The 17,548-nt window shown below is 61.2% G+C and carries 19 protein-coding genes; 12 read left to right on the top strand and 7 right to left on the bottom strand.

Annotation, left to right across the window (positions count from 1 at the left end; all coding sequences use genetic code 11):
• Nucleotides 1–276 precede the first annotated feature (276 nt).
• The 10 genes from ACQ4WZ_RS26590 (at nt 277) to ACQ4WZ_RS26545 (ending at nt 10,222) form a co-directional block, all read left to right on the top strand.
• Complete coding sequence (locus ACQ4WZ_RS26590; RefSeq protein WP_436574865.1) at nt 277–1,797, top strand: B12-binding domain-containing radical SAM protein; 1,521 nt, start codon at nt 277–279, stop codon at nt 1,795–1,797.
• 57 nt (nt 1,798–1,854) lie between these two features.
• On the top strand, nt 1,855–2,988 hold the full coding sequence (locus ACQ4WZ_RS26585; protein WP_101483110.1) for an MlaE family ABC transporter permease: 1,134 nt from the start codon (nt 1,855–1,857) through the stop codon (nt 2,986–2,988).
• Nucleotides 2,988–3,887 (top strand): ABC transporter ATP-binding protein, encoded by a 900-nt coding sequence (locus ACQ4WZ_RS26580; RefSeq protein WP_101483111.1) that lies wholly within the window; start codon nt 2,988–2,990, stop codon nt 3,885–3,887. The genes ACQ4WZ_RS26585 and ACQ4WZ_RS26580 overlap by 1 nt, the downstream gene beginning before the upstream one ends.
• Nucleotides 3,887–4,846, top strand: a complete 960-nt coding sequence (locus ACQ4WZ_RS26575; protein ID WP_101483112.1) for an MlaD family protein — start codon at nt 3,887–3,889, stop codon at nt 4,844–4,846. Before ACQ4WZ_RS26580 ends, ACQ4WZ_RS26575 begins: the two co-directional genes overlap by 1 nt.
• A 12-nt stretch (nt 4,847–4,858) precedes the next feature.
• Nucleotides 4,859–5,473 carry an ABC-type transport auxiliary lipoprotein family protein gene (locus ACQ4WZ_RS26570; protein WP_436574864.1) on the top strand — a complete coding sequence of 205 codons (615 nt, stop codon included), beginning with the start codon at nt 4,859–4,861 and terminating at the stop codon, nt 5,471–5,473.
• Nucleotides 5,474–5,483: 10 nt separating this feature from the next.
• The gene (locus ACQ4WZ_RS26565; protein ID WP_133989112.1) at nt 5,484–6,671 is read left to right on the top strand and encodes a VanZ family protein; all 1,188 of its coding nucleotides are present in this window, start codon (nt 5,484–5,486) and stop codon (nt 6,669–6,671) included.
• Between the two features lie 40 nt (nt 6,672–6,711).
• Nucleotides 6,712–7,029: a (2Fe-2S) ferredoxin domain-containing protein gene (locus ACQ4WZ_RS26560; RefSeq protein WP_101484774.1), complete on the top strand. Its 318-nt coding sequence runs from the start codon at nt 6,712–6,714 to the stop codon at nt 7,027–7,029.
• A gap of 35 nt (nt 7,030–7,064) precedes the next feature.
• The gene (locus ACQ4WZ_RS26555) at nt 7,065–7,718 is read left to right on the top strand and encodes an alpha/beta hydrolase (RefSeq protein ID WP_133989111.1); all 654 of its coding nucleotides are present in this window, start codon (nt 7,065–7,067) and stop codon (nt 7,716–7,718) included.
• 113 nt (nt 7,719–7,831) lie between these two features.
• Nucleotides 7,832–8,977: a D-alanyl-D-alanine carboxypeptidase family protein gene (locus ACQ4WZ_RS26550; RefSeq protein WP_101483115.1), complete on the top strand. Its 1,146-nt coding sequence runs from the start codon at nt 7,832–7,834 to the stop codon at nt 8,975–8,977.
• A 315-nt stretch (nt 8,978–9,292) separates the two neighbouring features.
• Nucleotides 9,293–10,222, top strand: a complete 930-nt coding sequence (locus tag ACQ4WZ_RS26545) for an aldo/keto reductase (protein WP_436574863.1) — start codon at nt 9,293–9,295, stop codon at nt 10,220–10,222.
• A 3-nt stretch (nt 10,223–10,225) separates the two neighbouring features.
• Here the strand turns inward: ACQ4WZ_RS26545 and pssA are convergent, their stop codons facing one another.
• Nucleotides 10,226–10,996, bottom strand: coding sequence for a CDP-diacylglycerol--serine O-phosphatidyltransferase (gene pssA, locus ACQ4WZ_RS26540; RefSeq protein ID WP_168208581.1), 771 nt, complete (start codon nt 10,994–10,996; stop codon nt 10,226–10,228).
• A 238-nt stretch (nt 10,997–11,234) separates the two neighbouring features.
• On the opposite strand from pssA, the gene ACQ4WZ_RS26535 reads away from it, so the two are divergent.
• Both ACQ4WZ_RS26535 and ACQ4WZ_RS26530 read left to right on the top strand, forming a co-directional pair.
• Complete coding sequence (locus tag ACQ4WZ_RS26535) at nt 11,235–12,185, top strand: CAP domain-containing protein (RefSeq protein WP_436574862.1); 951 nt, start codon at nt 11,235–11,237, stop codon at nt 12,183–12,185.
• Between the two features lie 108 nt (nt 12,186–12,293).
• Nucleotides 12,294–12,929, top strand: coding sequence for an Hpt domain-containing protein (locus ACQ4WZ_RS26530; protein WP_133989109.1), 636 nt, complete (start codon nt 12,294–12,296; stop codon nt 12,927–12,929).
• Nucleotides 12,930–12,938: 9 nt separating this feature from the next.
• Here the strand turns inward: ACQ4WZ_RS26530 and ACQ4WZ_RS26525 are convergent, their stop codons facing one another.
• The 6 genes from ACQ4WZ_RS26525 to rnpA all read right to left on the bottom strand — a co-directional run bounded on the left by ACQ4WZ_RS26525 (nt 12,939) and on the right by rnpA (nt 17,544).
• Complete coding sequence (locus ACQ4WZ_RS26525; RefSeq protein ID WP_101483118.1) at nt 12,939–13,136, bottom strand: hypothetical protein; 198 nt, start codon at nt 13,134–13,136, stop codon at nt 12,939–12,941.
• Between the two features lie 92 nt (nt 13,137–13,228).
• Nucleotides 13,229–13,534 carry a hypothetical protein gene (locus ACQ4WZ_RS26520; protein ID WP_436574861.1) on the bottom strand — a complete coding sequence of 102 codons (306 nt, stop codon included), beginning with the start codon at nt 13,532–13,534 and terminating at the stop codon, nt 13,229–13,231.
• A 9-nt stretch (nt 13,535–13,543) separates the two neighbouring features.
• On the bottom strand, nt 13,544–14,923 hold the full coding sequence (mnmE, locus tag ACQ4WZ_RS26515; protein ID WP_101483120.1) for a tRNA uridine-5-carboxymethylaminomethyl(34) synthesis GTPase MnmE: 1,380 nt from the start codon (nt 14,921–14,923) through the stop codon (nt 13,544–13,546).
• A gap of 163 nt (nt 14,924–15,086) precedes the next feature.
• Nucleotides 15,087–16,823, bottom strand: a complete 1,737-nt coding sequence (gene yidC / locus ACQ4WZ_RS26510) for a membrane protein insertase YidC (protein ID WP_101483121.1) — start codon at nt 16,821–16,823, stop codon at nt 15,087–15,089.
• A gap of 11 nt (nt 16,824–16,834) precedes the next feature.
• Complete coding sequence (gene yidD / locus ACQ4WZ_RS26505) at nt 16,835–17,095, bottom strand: membrane protein insertion efficiency factor YidD (RefSeq protein ID WP_101483122.1); 261 nt, start codon at nt 17,093–17,095, stop codon at nt 16,835–16,837.
• Nucleotides 17,092–17,544, bottom strand: coding sequence for a ribonuclease P protein component (rnpA, locus tag ACQ4WZ_RS26500; protein WP_268994054.1), 453 nt, complete (start codon nt 17,542–17,544; stop codon nt 17,092–17,094). The genes yidD and rnpA overlap by 4 nt, the downstream gene beginning before the upstream one ends.
• Nucleotides 17,545–17,548 lie beyond the last annotated feature (4 nt).

The raw sequence follows: 17,548 nt of genomic DNA, 5'->3' as shown, positions 1-17,548 counted from the left end.
CTGCTTTCGCGCTATCGACAAAGCGTTGTGTTTGTCAGCTGCGAAGAAGGAAGAGTATGAAGCGTTTCGGCCATTTCGTCAACCCCGTTTTTCAGCGCATTGCACTTAAAAACTTTTTACTACCCAGCCCCGGAAGGCTGTCCCTTTTGTGCCGCAAACCAGTGCGTCTCATTGGGGAGGCGAACTATAGCCAAATCCGTGCTACTAAGCAAGCTTTATCCGGATAAATCGTCGTGTGCAGCGTAAAATGGCTGTTTTCCCCGAATCGCACCCGTCATGACCATCCTGCTCTCCACCTTGAACGCCCGCTATACCCACGCTTCGCTGGGCTTGCGCTATTTGCTGGCCAATATGGGGCCGCTGCAGGCACAAACGCGACTGCAGGAATTCGTCATTGGCGCCAAGACTACAGAACTGGTCGAGCGCATCCTGACGAACAAGCCGCGCATCATCGGTTTTGGCGTGTATATATGGAACGTCGAGGAAACGACGAAACTGGTGGCCATGCTCAAGCGCGTGGCGCCCGAGGTCATCATCGTGCTGGGCGGGCCGGAAGTGTCGCATGAGGCGGGCGAGCAGGAAATCGTCCGGCTGGCCGATTACCTGATCACGGGCTGGGGCGACGTCACCTTCCCCAAACTGTGCGGCGAGATTCTCAACGGGCCGAAACCACTGATGAAGATCCATGCCGGCGTGCAAGCCCCGCTGGCCGACCTGCAACTGCCCTACTCCTTATATACAGACGACGATATCCGCCACCGCACGATTTACGTGGAGGCGTCGCGCGGCTGCCCGTTCAAATGCGAGTTTTGCCTGTCGGCGCTGGACAAGACGGCCTGGCCCTTCGCCCTGGAAAACTTCCTGGCCGAGATGGAATCACTGCACGCGCGCGGTGCCCGCCTGTTCAAGTTCGTCGACCGCACTTTCAACCTGAACATCAAGACCAGCTTGAAGATCATGCAGTTCTTTCTGGACAAGATCGAAGCCAATCCGGACGATCCCATCTACGCCCACTTCGAGCTGGTGCCCGACCATTTGCCCGATGCCTTGAAAGAAGGCATCAGCAAGTTCCCGCCCGGCGCCTTGCAGTTCGAAATCGGCATCCAGAGTTTCAATCCGGACGTGCAATCGCTGGTCAGCCGCAAGCAGGATAATCAAAAGGCGGCCGATAACATCCGCTGGCTTTGCGAAGAATCAAACGCCCACTTGCACGTGGACTTGATTGCCGGCCTGCCGGGCGAGGATGAAGCGAGCTTTGCGGCCGGCTTCAACAAGCTGGTGGCCTTGAAACCGCATGAAATCCAGTTCGGCATCTTGAAACGGCTGCGCGGCACGCCCATCATCCGCCATACGGAAAACTACGGCATGGTGTTCGACCCGCACCCGCCCTACACTATCCTGGCAAACAAACAGCTTGACTTCATGAGCATGCAGCGCCTCGTGCGCTTCGCCCGCTACTGGGACCTGGTGGCCAACTCGGGCCGCTTCGCCAATACGGTGCAGTGGATGCTGGGCGATGCGCCATTTGACAACTTCATGGACTTTTCGAACTGGCTGTACGCCCACACGGACGCCACCCACCGCATCGCCATGGAGCGCCTGGCCAAGCTGGTGGCGCAATGGCTGCAGACGCGCGGCATGAGCGCGGTCGAGGCCAATGCCCTCGTGGCCAGCGACTATGCGGGCGGCGCGCAGGCGCCCACGCATGCCAAACCAAGCGAAGTGAGCGCTAGCAGCACCAAGGTACGCCCGGACGTCGCCTTGCCGCTGCGCCAGGCGCGCCACTTGGCGTCCTGAGACGGCGGCGATTGAACATCGGTGGCGGTCCGCGCCATTCTCCCTTAAACTGGCACGATGCCGACTGTACAATCGCCGAAACTGACCCTCTCCCAGACCAGCTCCCAACAGGGAGCCCTAGTCACTGCCAGCGGCACCTGGCAGGTGCATGCGCTGGCGCATGACAATGCCATCAAGGCCATCGACGCCCAGCTCAAGCCCCTGCAGGACGACGCCAATGCGCACTGGGACCTGTCGCAGATCGACAGCATGGACCATATCGGCGCCCAGCTGTTCTGGAATGCCTGGGGCAAGCGGCGCCCCGCGCAGCTGACCCTGGCACCATCGCTGGAAGAGTTTTTCCGGCGCATCGAAGAGACGGGCCCCCTGGAAACACCGCCATCGCGCGCCAACCGCCTCACGCCCGTGATGAAGCTGGGCATGGCCATTTTGCTGTTTTTCGAACATTTAAAGGGGTTTATTGCCCTCGTGGGCCAGGTAACGCAGGATATCGGCCGCTTTGCGCGCCATCCCATGCGTGGACCATGGCGTGAAATTTCCGCCAACATCTTCCATGCGGGCTTCCAGGCGCTGGGTATCACGGCGCTCGTGGGCTTTCTGATCGGCGTGGTGCTGTCCTATCTGTCGGCGCAGCAGCTGCGCGCCTTTGGCGGCGACATTTATCTGGTCAACCTGCTGGGCATGAGCGTCATCCGCGAACTGGGGCCCTTGTTGGCCGCCATTCTCGTGGCGGGCCGCTCGGGCTCATCCATCACGGCCCAGCTGGGCGTCATGCGCGTCACGGAAGAGCTCGACGCCATGCTGGTGATGGGCATTTCGCACGGTTTTCGCCTGATTATGCCAAAAGTGCTGGCCCTGGCCATTTCCATGCCCCTGCTCGTCATCTGGACGGACACGGCCGCGCTGATCGGCGGCATGGTGGCGGCCAAGGTGGAATTGAACTTGTCGGCGCGCTACTTCATCCAGAAGCTGCCGGATGCCGTGCCGCTGGCCAATTACATGATCGGCCTGGGCAAGGGCGTCATCTTCGGCATGCTGATCGCCCTCGTCTCATGCCATTTCGGCCTGCGCATCAAGGCCAATACGGAAAGCCTGGGGCATGGCACTACCACCGCCGTCGTCACGGCCATCACCGTGGTGATCCTGGCTGACGCCGTGTTTGCCATCGTCTTCAATGGAGTGGGATATTGATGGCGGACAACGATAACGCTTGCAAGGCGAGCGAGGGCAACGAGGGCCAGTTCAACCTGCACGGCAGCGCTCCCGTGGTGGAAATCACCAACTTGTGGACCAAGTTCGGCCGCACCGTCGTGCACCAGGACTTGAACCTGGAAATCGAACGGGGCGAAATCCTCTCCATCGTGGGCGGCTCCGGCACGGGCAAGACGGTGCTGTTGCGCCAGATGCTGGGCCTGGAACATCCAGCACGGGGATGCGTCAAAGTCTTTGGCGAGGATATCAACAAGGCCAGCTCGGACCAGCTGCAGCAATTGCGCAACCACTGGGGCATGCTGTTCCAGCAAGGCGCGCTGTATTCGGCCCTGACCGTGTTCGACAATGTGGCGCAGCCCATGCGCGAATTGCGCGTGCTGCCCGAAGCGCTGGTGCGCGACGCGGTACTATTAAAGATGAATATGGTGGGCCTGGGCCCGGAACATGCGCTGAAAATGCCATCGGATCTCTCGGGCGGCATGATCAAGCGCGTGGCCCTGGCGCGCGCCCTGGCGCTGGAACCAAAGCTGCTGTTCCTCGACGAACCGACGGCGGGCCTGGACCCGGACTTGTCGGAAAGTTTTGTATCCCTGATCCAGTCGCTGCACCGCGAACTGGGTTTGACGGTGGTGATGGTCACGCATGACCTCGATACCCTGTTTGCCCTGTCCACGCGCATCGCCGTGCTGGCGGAAAAACACGTGATTGCCATCGGTCCCACGCGCGAGGTAATCGAAGTCGACCATCCGTTCATCAAGCAATTTTTCCTCGGCGACCGCGGCAAGCGCGCACTGGCCGTGCTCGATGAAAAACAGGCGGCGGACAAGGCGGCGCAGCCAGGCGCTGACGCCGGCACAGACAAGAAAGCGGAGAAGTAATGGAAAACAGATCACATGCCCTGATGACGGGATTTTTTACACTGACCTTGCTGGTGGCCGCCATTTTGTTCGGCGTCTGGTTCAACCGCGACCGCGTGGAGCGCGTCCCCTACCTGCTCGCCACCACACTGTCCGTGCCGGGCCTCAACCCACAGGCGACCGTACGCTACCGGGGCCTGGAGGTGGGCAAGGTCGACGCCATCGATTTCGACACGCAAAAGGCGGGGCAAATCCTCGTGCACATCAGCGTGGCGCCCGACACCCCCGTCACCAACACCACCTTTGCCAGCCTGGGATACCAGGGCGTGACGGGCATCGCCTACATCCAGCTCGACGATGAACACGTGGGTTCGACACTGCTGGGTACCAGCAAGGACAAGCCTTCGCTGATTCCCTTGCGCGCCGGCTTGCTCGACCAGCTGGAAAAGCGCGGCAAGCGCATCCTCGACCAGGCCGAGCAGATCACCAACAAGGTCAACAACCTGCTCAGCCCCGACAACCAGGCGGCCATGCTGGGTGCCTTCAATGAAGTGGGCAAGGCGGCCAAGGCCTTTGGCGCCATTCCGCAGCAACTGGAGCCGACCCTGACGCAATTGCCGCAGCTGACGGAACAAACACGCCAGACCTTGACGGCCGTCAGTACGGCTAGCAAGAACGTGTCGGACTTGACTGCCACCTGGAAAAAACTCGGTCACGACATCCAGGCGCCCGGCGGCGTGCTCGACAAGGTCAATGGCACGGTCGATCGGGTTGGCAATTCGGTGGAAACGGTGGCCAATGGCGTATCGCTGGAAGTGCTGCCGCAGGTAATCGAGTTGAGCGGCGAGGCGCGCTCCTCGATGCGCGCCCTGAAAACCACCATGAGCACGCTCAATGAACAGCCGCAGAGCATCTTGTTCGGCGCCCCAGATATCCCGCCCGGCCCGGGCGAGCCCGGTTTTTCGGCACCGGGCAAATAAGGAGAACACAGCATGCATATCCCACGCAATGTCACCGCGCTGGCCCTGGCGGCCGTATTCCTGCTGGGCGGTTGCGCCAGCCGCGGCCCCGTCCCCACGTTCTACGATTTCGGCCCGGCAGCGCCGATGGCGGCCGCGCAAGCGGCTGCGCCAGCCATCCCCGTGCTGGTGATCGCCGACGCCAACGGCCCCTCCTGGCTGGACAGCCAGCGCATGTATTACCGCTTGCTGTACGCCGATGCACAGCAATCGCGTCCGTACGCCTACAACCGCTGGAACACGCCGCCCTTGCAACTGCTGAGCCAGCGCCTGAAAACCCGCGTGGCGCAAAGCGGCGTGAAAGTGCTGTCGACCACGGACGCGGCCGCCGGCATGCCCCTGCTGCGCATCGATGTCGATGACTTTTCGCAAAACTTCGATACGCAAACGCAAAGCAGCGGCCACGTCTCGCTGCGCGCCTCGCTGTTCCGCGGCCACCGCCTGATCGACCAGAAGACCTTCAGCCGCAGCGGCCCGGCCGGCAGTGCCGACGCGCAAGGCGGCGCGCAGGCGCTGGCGGCAGCATCGGACGCCATTGCCTCCGACCTGCTGGTCTGGCTGGGCACGCTGACCATCCCGAAAGAATGACCGTAACAGAATGACCGCCTCCGCAGCCCCTGCCAGCCCGCCAGCGCCACTGCCGCCCGTACGCTCGTCGCCCGTCTCGCGCGCGACCCTGCTCGCCTACGTCTTCCTGATCGTCTACGCCAGCTGGTTCCCGTTCACGGGCTGGCACAGCAATGGCCTGTCACCGCTAACCTTCCTGGAAAACACGCGCATGCCCCGTTACTGGACGGGCTTTGACGTGGGCGTCAACGTCGTCGGCTACATCCCGCTGGGCGCCCTGATCGTGTATTCGCTGTTTCCAAGGATGACTGGTTTCTTTGCCGTCGTCATCGCCAGCCTGTGCGGCATGTTGATTTCCGGCAGCATGGAAGCCGTGCAAACCTATTTGCCCAGCCGCGTGTCGTCGAATCTCGATTTTTATACGAACTCGGCCGGCTGCCTTATCGGTTCCATCATCGGCGCCTTGACGGCGCGCAAACTGCTCGACCATAGCCATTTGCTGCGCCTGCGCCAGCGCTGGTTTGCCCAGCACGCCAGCCAGGGCCTGGTGCTGGTGGCACTGTGGCCGCTGGCGCAAATCTACCCGCAAGGCTATCTGTTCGGCCTGGGCCAGCTGCTGCCCATCCTGTCGGACTGGCTTTCCAGCCTGATGGGCATGGAGATCGACCTGGCATCCTACCTGCGTCCCGACGTGATATTGACGGTTGAGCAATATTGGCTATCGGAAACCATCATCACGGCTTGCGGCATGACGGGCGCCGTGCTCACCTTGCTGTGCCTGCTGCGCCGCGCCGCGCCCCGTGCCGTGCTGATGCTGACCCTGATCACCGCCGCATTGATCGTGCGCTCGATGGCCAGCGCGCTGCTGTTTTCGCCGGAAAACGCCTTCGTCTGGATCACGCCGGGTGCCCAGGGTGGTTTTTTGATCGGCCTGATCATGCTGGGCGGCCTGGCGTTCGCTCCCCACGTGGCGCAGCGCCGCATCGCGGCCGCCACCTTGCTGCTGAGCCTGGTGATGGTGAACACGACACCGATCAACCCGTATTTCATGTCCACATTGCAGGGCTGGGTACAAGGAAAATTCCTGAATTTTAATGGTGCGGCGCAATTTCTGGCCCTGCTGTGGCCTTTCATGGCCCTGTGGTTCCTGTGTCTGCCCTCGCACCGCCTGAACCGGCAGGACGATGCGCAGCGCCACCGTCGCGAAGACCACCCATAAGCGCTATCATGGCGCATTGATGAATCAGCAGGAGCATAGTATGAGCGACGCACCGTATTTTGAACGCCACGTTTTTTTCTGCATGAACAAACGTGAAGACGGCCGCAACAGTTGCGGCGACCATGGCGCGGAAGCGGCGCAAAAGCATTGCAAGCGCCGCATCAAGGAACTCGACATGAATGGCGCGGGCAAGATCCGCATCAACCAGGCCGGCTGCATGGACCGCTGCGAAGAAGGCCCGGTGCTGGTCATCTACCCGGAAGCGACCTGGTACACCTATGTCGACACCAGCGATATCGACGAAATCATCGATACGCACCTGGTGGGCGGCAAGATCGTCGATCGCCTCAAGATTTAATGCCAATTTAAGAGAATGCCACCAGTATGAGCATCATGAACAGAAACTCGGAAAAATTTACCCTCGCCGGCCATGCAGGCAGTATGGAAGGCTTGCTCGATTTCCCGGCAGACACCCCGCGCGGCATCGCCCTCGTTGCCCATCCGCATCCGCTGTACGGCGGCACGATGGATAACAAGGTCACGCAAACCCTGGCGCGCGCCTTTGTCGCCCTCGGTTACGTGGTGGCGCGCATCAACTTCCGCGGTGTGGGCGCATCGGAAGGCGCACACGACCATGGCGTGGGCGAAACGGACGACATGCAATTGCTGTATGAACACATGCGCAGCCTGTACCCGGGCCTGCCCGTGGCCTTGTCCGGCTTTTCCTTCGGCACCTTCGTGCAATCGAAACTGCAGGAACGCCTGGCCGCCGCCGGAACGCCCGTCGAGCGCCTGGCGCTGATCGGTAGCGCTGCCGGCAAGTGGGCCATGGCTGACATTCCCGCCGACACGATTTTGATCCACGGCGAACTGGACGACACGATTCCCCTGTCCGCCGTCTTCGACTGGGCCCGTCCACAAGACATTCCCGTGATCGTGATCCCCGGCGCAGACCACTTTTTCCACCGCAAGCTCAATCACATCAAGAGCCTCGTGATTGCCCTGTGGCATGGTGACAAACCCGCAATCGCAGCAGATGATCATTGAAGTGTGGGCTTACTACCGTCTCCACGGCTATAATTGATCCGTTTTTTCCACGCGGCCATGTGAGCAGCAACAACATGGCCCCCAGCCTTCATCTTTTTCGCAGACCAGCCTCCATGAAAAAACTCTTAGCGGCACTGGCCTCCAGTGTACTTTTCCTATCCGCCGCCTTCGCGCAAACCGTTCCAGCCCCGACCATTGCCGCCAAGTCCTGGCTGTTGCTTGACGCCACCAGTGGCCAGATCATTGCTTCGCAAGATCCGGACGCCCGCATCGAGCCGGCGTCGTTGACCAAGATCATGACGGCTTACCTGACGTTTGCCGCCATCCGCGAAAAGAAACTGGCGCTGGACCAAAAAGTGAATGTCTCCGTGCGCGCCTGGAAAGTCGATTCGAGCAGCTCGAAGATGTTCATCGACCCGGCCACGCCCGTATCGATCGACGACTTGCTGCATGGCCTGATGATTCAATCGGGTAACGACGCCGCCGTGGCGCTGGCTGAAGCCGTTGCCGGCGATGAAGGCACCTTCGTCGTGCTGATGAACCGCGAAGCGCAGCGCATGGGCCTGAAAAACACGCGTTTTGCCAATCCGCATGGCTTGCCTAGCCCGGAAAACTATTCCACGGCGCAAGACCTGTCCGTGCTGGCCCAGCGCGTGATCGCCGACTATCCGGAATTCTACAAAATCGATTCCGTAAAAAGCTTTACCTACAATAAGATCACCCAGCCTAACCGCAACCGCCTGCTGTGGCTGGACCCTACCGTGGACGGCATGAAGACGGGCCACACGGAAGCGGCCGGCTATTGCATGATCGCTTCCGCCCGCCGTCCAGGCGGCACCGGCGAGCGCCGCCTGATCTCCGTGGTGCTGGGCACCACCTCCGACCAGTCGCGTACGCAGGAAAGCCAGAAGCTGCTGAACTGGGGCTTCCAGAACTTCGACACGGTCAAGCTGTACTCGAAGGGCCAAGCTGTGGCCACGCCGGAAGTGTGGAAGGGCTCGAAAGGCACCGTGAAAATCGGTTTCGCCCGCGACGTGCTCGTCACCGTGCCAAAAGGCATGGCTGCCAAGATGAAACCTGTGCTGGAACGCAAGGACCCGCTGGTCGCGCCACTGGCTGAAAACGCCCCGGTCGGCAAGCTGAAAATGATGGTTGAGGACAAGGTCCTGCTGGAACTGCCTGTCGTGGCACTGGAAACCATCAACCAGGCCACGATCTTCGGCCGCGCCTGGGATTCGATGCGTCTGTGGATGAAGTAATTATTTCTTGTATCCCATAAAAAATGCCCGCAGCTTATGCGGGCATTTTTTTCGTCCATTAACTGTACGCGATGCCCGTCGGCTTCAGGAGCAGGCTTGATGCGCTCCGAACGCAAGCCATACCGAGTGGGCGCCCGTGCAAGGCGAGCGTGGAGCAGCAGATGCGCTACCGGCGCTGGCGTACCGGTTGCAACTGAGCGGCCAGCTCGACCTTGCCCTGCAGGAGCGTTGCGGTCGCTTCATCCGCAGCATGCTATAGATTAGCTGGCTATAATCGTGGCGAGTCCTTCAACGCCACCATCAGAAAGTCAGCCCATGAGCCAAGTTTTTTCCCCCGCCAGCATGCAAGCACCGCGCTGCCGTTTAAGCAGCAACGGTCCCGAACTGTCGCGCATCGTCGCCGGCATGTGGCGCATCGGCGAGTGGAATATGTCGGCGCAGCAGCGCCTGGCCTTCATCGAGCAATGCCTGGACCTGGGCGTGTCGAGTTTCGACCACGCCGATATCTATGGCGATTACAGCGCCGAAGGCTTGTTTGGCGAGGCGCTGGCCCTGCAGCCAGGCTTGCGTGACAAAATGGAGCTGGTCAGCAAGTGCGGCATCAAGCTGCTCTCGCCGCATCGTCCCGGTCACGCCATCCAGCATTACGACACGAGCGCGGCCCACATCGTCAGTTCCGTGGAACACAGCTTGCGCCAGTTGCAGACGGACCGCCTGGACTTGCTGCTGATCCACCGTCCCGATCCGCTGATGGATTTCGACGAGATCGCCGGCGCGTTCACCCAGCTACGGCAGGCAGGCAAGGTGCTGCACTTTGGCGTGTCGAACTTCAGCCGCCACCAGTTTGAGTGCCTGCACCGGCGCTTCCCGCTGGTGACGAACCAGGTGGAATTTTCACCGCTGCACGTGGCGCCCCTGTTCGACGAAACCTTCGATGGCTTGCAGGACGTGGGAGTGGCGCCGATGATCTGGTCGCCGCTGGCCGGCGGGCGTTTGTTCCAGAGTGGCGATGCGAATGTGGAGAACTTGCGCAATGTCATCAAGCAGATCGCCGACCAGCTGCAGCGTCCGTTTGCCAGCGTAGTGTTTGCCTGGATCATGCAACTGCCATGCCGCCCGCTGCCGCTGACGGGCTCGGGCCGCATCGAAGCCGTGGGCGTGGCCGTGGAAGGCACGCAGTTCACGCTCAGCCGCAGCGACTGGTTTGCCATCCTGCGTGCCGCGCGCGGGCACGAGGTTGCCTAAAATTTAGTCAATTTCATCGGGATCATTAAAGACTTGCGGCAACGCAATGCCGCGCCAGCCCAAGTACCACGCCAGGTTCAGGGCCAGGGTGGCGGCGATGTAGACGGCGAAGAACAGCGCGAAGAAGCTGGTCTTCAGCCACACCAGCAGGGCGATGGCGACGATCAGCACCAGCAGCGCGGCCAGGCTTTTCTTTTGCTTGGAGCTGGGGAAACGCAAGGTCGACACCATCAGGCTGCCCACTCCCACCAGCAGCAGCATCAGCAGATAGCTGTGCAGCATGGAATCGATGGGTGCCGGCCAGGCCACCACCACGGCCGCCACGCAGGCGGCACCGGCCGTGATTGGCATGCCGACAAAATACAGGGGGTCGGTACGCCCGACATTCACATTGAAGCGCGCCAGGCGCATGGCCCCGCAGGCAACAAAGAAGAAGCTGGCCATGCCGCCAAAGCGCAGCAGCAGCGGGTCGTGCACGCCCATCTGCACAAAGCCATAGCAGTACAACAAGACGGCCGGGGCGCAGCCGAAATTCATCACGTCGGCGATCGAATCGAGCTGCACGCCAAACTGCGAACTGGTGTTCGTCAGGCGCGCCACATAGCCGTCGAGCGCATCAAACACGCCGGCCAGCACCAGCAGCGCCGCAGCCAGGCGGTAGGCATCCGCGTCGCCCACCGGGGCGTTATCGACGGAAATGACGATGCTGGCAAAGCCGCAGGCTATCGACAGCAAAGTCACCATGCTGGGCAAGGCGTATTTGGCGCGCTGCAGGCGCGACTTGGGCAAGGTGTTCAAATTATGGGCAATCAAAGTAGCGGGAATGAGGCAATGCAGCGGCAAACGCTGCGCTGCGCTCATTCTACCCTGCGCAGCCGCGGGAGCGTCCCCGCACGAGCGCGCGACATATCTTTTCATGGATGCTCTACGGCGTATCAAAATGCCTTAGAATCGTTTCACAGGGCAGCACGCCGGCCCCCACCTCTATCCGCCTACCTATACAGGAGTCAACTTGATTGTCTCGTCACTGCGTTGGAAACACTGGATACCCGCCCTGCTGAGCGCAGCCCTGTTGAGCGCCTGCGGCGGAGGAGATAGCGGCGGAAATACGTCGCTGAGCACCTCGACCGCAGCCGGACAGCTGGTACAGGAGCCGGGTGCTCCCGCCCTCAGTAACAATATTGCCACCGATGGCTTCAACTGGTTCAACTACCGGCGCAGCCAGATCGGCCTGTCACCACTGGTGCGCAATGGCTTGATCGACAGCGCCGCCCAGGGCCATTCCAACTATCTCAATCTCAACAATACAGTGGCGCACGAGCAAGTGCAGGGCAAGCCCGGCTTTACCGGCGTCACACTGGGCAATCGCCTGGCCAAGGCTGGCTACGTCGTCACGTTGCTGCAGGGCGAAGTCATCGCTGGCGCGAGCAACACGTCCGGGTTTTATCTGGCCGAAGAACTGGTGACGGCCATCTATCACCGCTTCGTCATTTTCGAACCGCTCTTCCGGGAAGGCGGCGCGGGTGCGGCTGTCAGTAGCGCCGGTTACGCGTATTTCACCACCGACCTGGCAAGCAACCGCAACTATGGCGCCGGGCTGGCGGCGACGCAAATCGTCACCTATCCATTTGACCGGCAGCAAAAGGTGGCCGTCAGTTTTTCCAGCGATAACGAGGAGCCCGATCCCGTACCGAACCAGGATGTGGTCGGCTACCCGATCAGCGTGCACGCCAATTACGGCACGCCCGTCAGCGTGACGGCGTTCAGCGTGCGCCAGCGCGGTGCGGGCACGGACCTGGCGGTGCGCCAGCTCACGAGCGGCAGCGACGCGCATACACCGGTCTCGGCCGCATCCATCATTCCGCTGGCACCCTTGGCCGGGAACACCACCTATGACGTGAGTTTCATCGGCAAAGTCAATGGCGCGGACGTCACGTACAACTGGTCATTCAGCACGCGCTAGCCTGGCGTCGCATGGCAAGCGGGCGCAGTGTTGAGCACGGCAGGATGTAAAATAGCGGCTCCTGCTCTACTGACAGTGAATAGTTTTAGGGCTCTCTGCACACCAGGCATGCTGAAACCACACGCCACTTGCGATGATGATGCCGCCGTAGCGGCATCCGACATGGTTCGTATTCTCGACGTCGAGAACGGACTGGGTCGCATCATGGGCGACCGCATCCTGTATCTGAAAATCCTGCGCCGCTTCCTGCATGACCACGGCACCACGCCGTGCCAGATCCGCGCCGAATTCGAGACCGGAAACTATGCCTCCGCGCGCCTGAAGGCGCATACCCTGAAAGGCGCCGCCGGCATGATCGGTGCGCGCCACGTGCACGGCCTGGCGACAACCCTGGAGTCGGCACTACGTGCCCAGGCGCCCGACCTGGCCCAGCAGATGCAGCAGCTGGAACTGGCGCAGGATCAATTGCTCGGTGCCGTCAGCAGCATGCTGGGCACGCCGGAGACAACCCACACGGCGGCGCAGGACGTGGCGCCCGACCCGGCCGCGCCCGCCATCCAGCTGCTGCTGGCGCGCCTTGCCAGCCATCTGCGTGAAGGCGATGGCGCGGCCATCGACATCCTGGAAAACTCGGCCAGCCTGCTGGCTGCCAGCTTGGGCGTGCACGTCTATCAGGAAGTGGCGGCCGCTGCGCATGAGTTCGACTTCGATGGCGCCCTGGCGGCGCTGCTGCGGCGCCGCTAGCCTCCACGCTCAAGGGTGGCATTGCGCCTCTTCCGCGTAAGCCATGCCGCAATGCTTGCCGCAAAAGCGGCGCACGGCATCGAGCGGCTTGTCGCAGTACCAGCAAGCGCCTTTTGGCGGCAAGGTGGCGATCAATTCCGGCATGGCAGGCAGCGCCACCATCACCTCCCCCTCGCGTTCCACGACGTCCGGCTGTTTGCTGTCCATGGCGCTTCCTTTCCTGGCGACACTTCAAGGCCGCTCAGCAAGATTACGTCAGCGCAGTTTGGACTTCATGATAATTCTCAACGGGGCAGATGCTAGCTAGACTTTCGGAAACTGCGCACCGCGTCATTGGCATTGTCGGCAATGACTTTTTGCAGCTTCGGCTGTCCCGCATACTTGGCAGACAGCCGTTTCCACTGTCGCTGCGCCTGGACGCACGATTGCTCGATGGCTTGGGTGATCTCGCGTTGGCGCGCCTTGTCGTTATCATCCCATTCGCCGGCAAAGTGCTCGCACATCTGGGCGTTCTCGACGAACTGCGCCACGTCCTTCGGCAACTTTTCCTGCGCACCAGCCAGCAGGGGCAGACAACTGAACAGCAGAACCAGCAGCAGCTTCATCGAACCTCCTTATTTGCCGATGCAGAAACGGCTGAAGATCACGCCCAGCAAATCGTCAGGTGAAAACTCGCCCGTGATGCTCGACAGCTGCACCTGCGCCAGGCGCAGCTCTTCGGCAAACAAATCCAGCGACTGGTCATCCTGCGCCGCGTGCGCGGCAGCGATGTTCAAGTGCTTGCCGGCCGACTTGAGCGCGATTAAATGGCGTTCGCGCGCCAGATACAGCGATTCGCCCGTCTGCTGCCAGCCGGCGATGCGCAGCAGCTCGGCGCGCAGCAAGTCGATACCGATGTGTTCGTGTGCCGACAGATACACGTGCGTGGCATCCGGCAAGGCATCGACGCTGGGCTTGTGGCCGGACAGGTCAATCTTGTTCCACACGCGCACCACGGGCACGCCTTCGGGGAAGGCGGCGACGATGGTTTCATCTGCCTGGGTGGGGCCGTGATCTGCGTCCAGCAGGTGCAAAATCACGTCGGCCTTGCCGATCTCGCCCCAGGTGCGCTCGATGCCGATGCGCTCGACGGCGTCGATGGTGTCGCCCGCGCTGCGGATGCCGGCCGTGTCGATAATGTTGAGCGGAATGCCTTCGATCTGGATGGTTTCGCTGACCTTGTCGCGCGTGGTGCCGGCAATCGGCGTCACAATCGCCACGTCGGCGCCCGCCAGCGCGTTCAACAGCGATGACTTGCCCACGTTGGGCTGGCCCGCCAGAACGACATTGAGACCTTCGCGCAGCAGCGCGCCCTGCGCCGCCTGCGCAAACACTTTATTCAGCGCTTCGATGACGGCTTTCAACTGACCGCGCGCATTCGATTTTTCCAGGAAATCGATCTCTTCTTCCGGGAAATCCAGGGTCGCCTCGACCAGCATGCGCAAGCCCGTCACCTGTTCCACCAGCGCGTGGATCGTATTCGAGAATGCGCCCGACAGCGATTGCGAGGCGGACTTGGCGGCCGCTTCCGTGGAAGCGTCGATCAGGTCGGCCACGGCTTCGGCTTGCGCCAGATCAAGCTTGTCATTCAAAAAGGCGCGGCGCGTGAATTCGCCGGGTTCGGCCAGGCGCAAGCCGTTGTCCCGGCCCGCCTCCAGCACGCGCGCCAGCAGCAGCTGCAACACGATTGGACCGCCATGGCCCTGCAATTCCAGCACATCTTCGCCCGTGTAGGAGTGCGGGCCCTTGAAGTGGATGGCGATGCCCTGGTCAATGATGCTGCCGTCGCTTTCCGTAAATGGCAGGTAGGTGGCATGGCGCGGTTTCAGTTGCTGCGCACCGAACAGGGCCGTCATCAAAGGAGCGAGGTTTTTGCCGGAGGCGCGTACCACGCCGATGCCGCCGCGTCCTGGTGCGGTGGCGATGGCGGCGATAGGGGAAGAGTCAAGTTTCATGGGGATATTGTAGATTATTCGGGGAAGCTGTACGCAAAGGAATAATGGCGAAGCGACGACGCTTGTGGCGCCGATTCCTCAGCGGAGGGCTGGGGTCAGACCCAAAGGGTCTGACCCCAAAAAAAAGCCCGCGCGAGGCGGGCTTTCTGTTCGCTGGCCGGGATTACTTGGCGGCAGGCGCGTATTTCTTGGTGATCACCCATTGCTGGCCAATCGACAGGACGTTGTTGACGACCCAGTAGAGTACCAAGCCCGACGGGAAGAAGAAGAACATCACCGAGAATGCCAGTGGCATGAACAGCATCATCTTCGCTTGCATCGGATCGGCCGGCGCCGGGTTCAGCTTGGTCGTGATGAACATCGAGATCGCGTACAGCACGGGCAGGATGCACCATGGGTCATGCTGGGCCAGGTCGGTGATCCAGCCTATCCATGGCGCGCCGCGGATTTCCACGGACGCGTTCAGTACCCAGTACAGAGCGATAAAGACGGGCATCTGGATCAGGATCGGCAGGCAGCCGCCCAGCGGATTGATTTTTTCCGTCTTGTACAGCTCCATCGTGGCCTGGTTCATCTTTTGCGGATCGCCTTTGAAGCGTTCGCGGATGGCTTGCATCTTCGGCGTGACCAGTTTCATCTTCGCCATGCTGCGATAGCCGGCAGCCGACAGCGGGAAGAACAGCAGCTTGATCAGGATCGTGAAGGCGATGATGGTCCAGCCCCAGTTGCCCAGCACGCTGTGGATCTGTTCCATGACCCAGAACATCGGCTTGGCGATGATGGTCAGCCAGCCGTAATCCTTGACCAGTTCCAGGCCAGGCGAGACGTTTTCCAGCAGGTGCGCGATTTGCGGACCCGAGTACAGCTTGCTGTCCATGCTGGCCGAAGCGCCTGGCGCCAGGGTAGGCAGGGGCAGCACGTTGCCGATGGCGTACAGGTTGGGGCCGACCTTCTTCGTGAAGATGTCGCGCTTGGCGTTTTCAGGCGGAACGAAAGCGGACACGAAGAAGTGTTGCGAAATCGCAAACCAGCCGCCAGTCGCCGTGGCCGGATGCAGGCCCTTCATGGCATTGTCGTTGCCCTTCTTCTCGTCTTCCACGGCCGCTTTTTCGATTTTCTCGAACGTCAGCTTCTGGTACTTGTCTTGCGGCGTGTACAGGGTCGGACCCGTGAAGCTGCTGTTGAAGAACGAGTCACCGACCGGCTTGTTGCCGTCATGCGTCAGTTGCAGATACAGCTGCGGCGTGACAGGTGCCGCGCCCACGTTGGACACGTCGTGGCGCACGTCGATGACGTAGTCGCCGCGCTTGAAGGTAAACGTCTTGGTCAGCTTGACGCCGCCTTCGACCGCTTCCATCACCAGTTGCACCTGCTTGCCGTCACCGATGGTGCGCACGCCAGGCTGCACGGTGAAACCGCTCGCATGGGTAGGGAAAGGACCGCCGACCAGGCCCGATTGCGCCAGGTAGGTATGGTTCGCGCCTTCGTCGAACAGCACTTCGTTTTGCTTGCCGTCATCGGGCTGGCACCATTTGAACAGGCCGAAGCAGCCGCCAAACCAGCCCGGATTGCCCGCGCCCTTGAATTTCAGCAATTCCAGACGCTTGACCTGGCCGCCCAGGGTGTCGATGTCGACCTTGATGACGTCGGTGGTGATGCTAATCACTTCGCGCTTGAACGCGGCGGGATCGACAGCCTCACCCGACAGGGCAGGCACGCCTGCGGCAGCCGATGCAGCCAGGGCATCCGTCTTGGCAGGGGTCGCAGGCGCCTTGGCGGTTTGTTCCGTGTTCGCGGAGAACATCGACGGCTTGCCGTTCGAGATCATCCATTCGTTCCAGAGAATTACCAGCGAGACGGAAAACACGATCCACAGGATGGTACGTTTATTGATATCCATTAGGGTATTTGTCAGGAGTGGTTGCAACCGCAAGCGGTCGTTGAAGATTGTTTGCAATCGGCCGGCGGCACCGGGTCGACGCCCCCATCATTCCAGGGGTGGCAACGGCACAGGCGCTTGGCAGCCAGCAGGCTGCCCTTGGCCGTACCGTGCACGCGCAGCGCTTCCATCGCGTAATGCGAACAACTTGGATAGAAACGGCAATTCTGTCCCAGCATGGGGCTGATCAGCAACTGATAAGCGCGCAGCAGGAACAGCAGCAGGGTTTTCATGGCGCGGATGGTGGTGGCGCAGCAACAGAACGGGCCTGGGCGGCGATTTGCGCCGCAAACAGGCGGCTCAATTCCTCACGCAGCTCGGCTTTGAGCTGGCTCGTGGTGGCCGGGCCATCCTTGCTGTTGACGGCGCGCGACAAACGCACCACGCAGTCGACCGGCGGCATCGCGCTGTTGCGAAACAGCTCGCGCGTGACGCGTTTGATCGTGTTGCGGGTCGCCGCGCGTGGTGCGAAACGCTTCGCCACAACGACGCCCAGCCGCGCATGCGGCAATTGATTGTGTCGGGTGTACAGCACAAAATGCGCTGTTTTTTGCGAAGGGCGCAAACGAAAAACGGATGAAAATTCATCCGTTTTAACGATACGCCGAAAGCGCGCGAAGTCGTGTGAACCTTCGCGTTGATTGCCGACTGGAGTACAGCTAGCCACGCGATCAGCTGTCAACGAC

It is taken from the genome of Janthinobacterium darwini (assembly GCF_051380905.1).
Taxonomy (GTDB): Bacteria; Pseudomonadota; Gammaproteobacteria; order Burkholderiales; family Burkholderiaceae_D; genus Janthinobacterium.
Note: the sequence above shows the minus strand (reverse complement) of the source record. Positions and strands in the feature narration are given on the sequence as shown.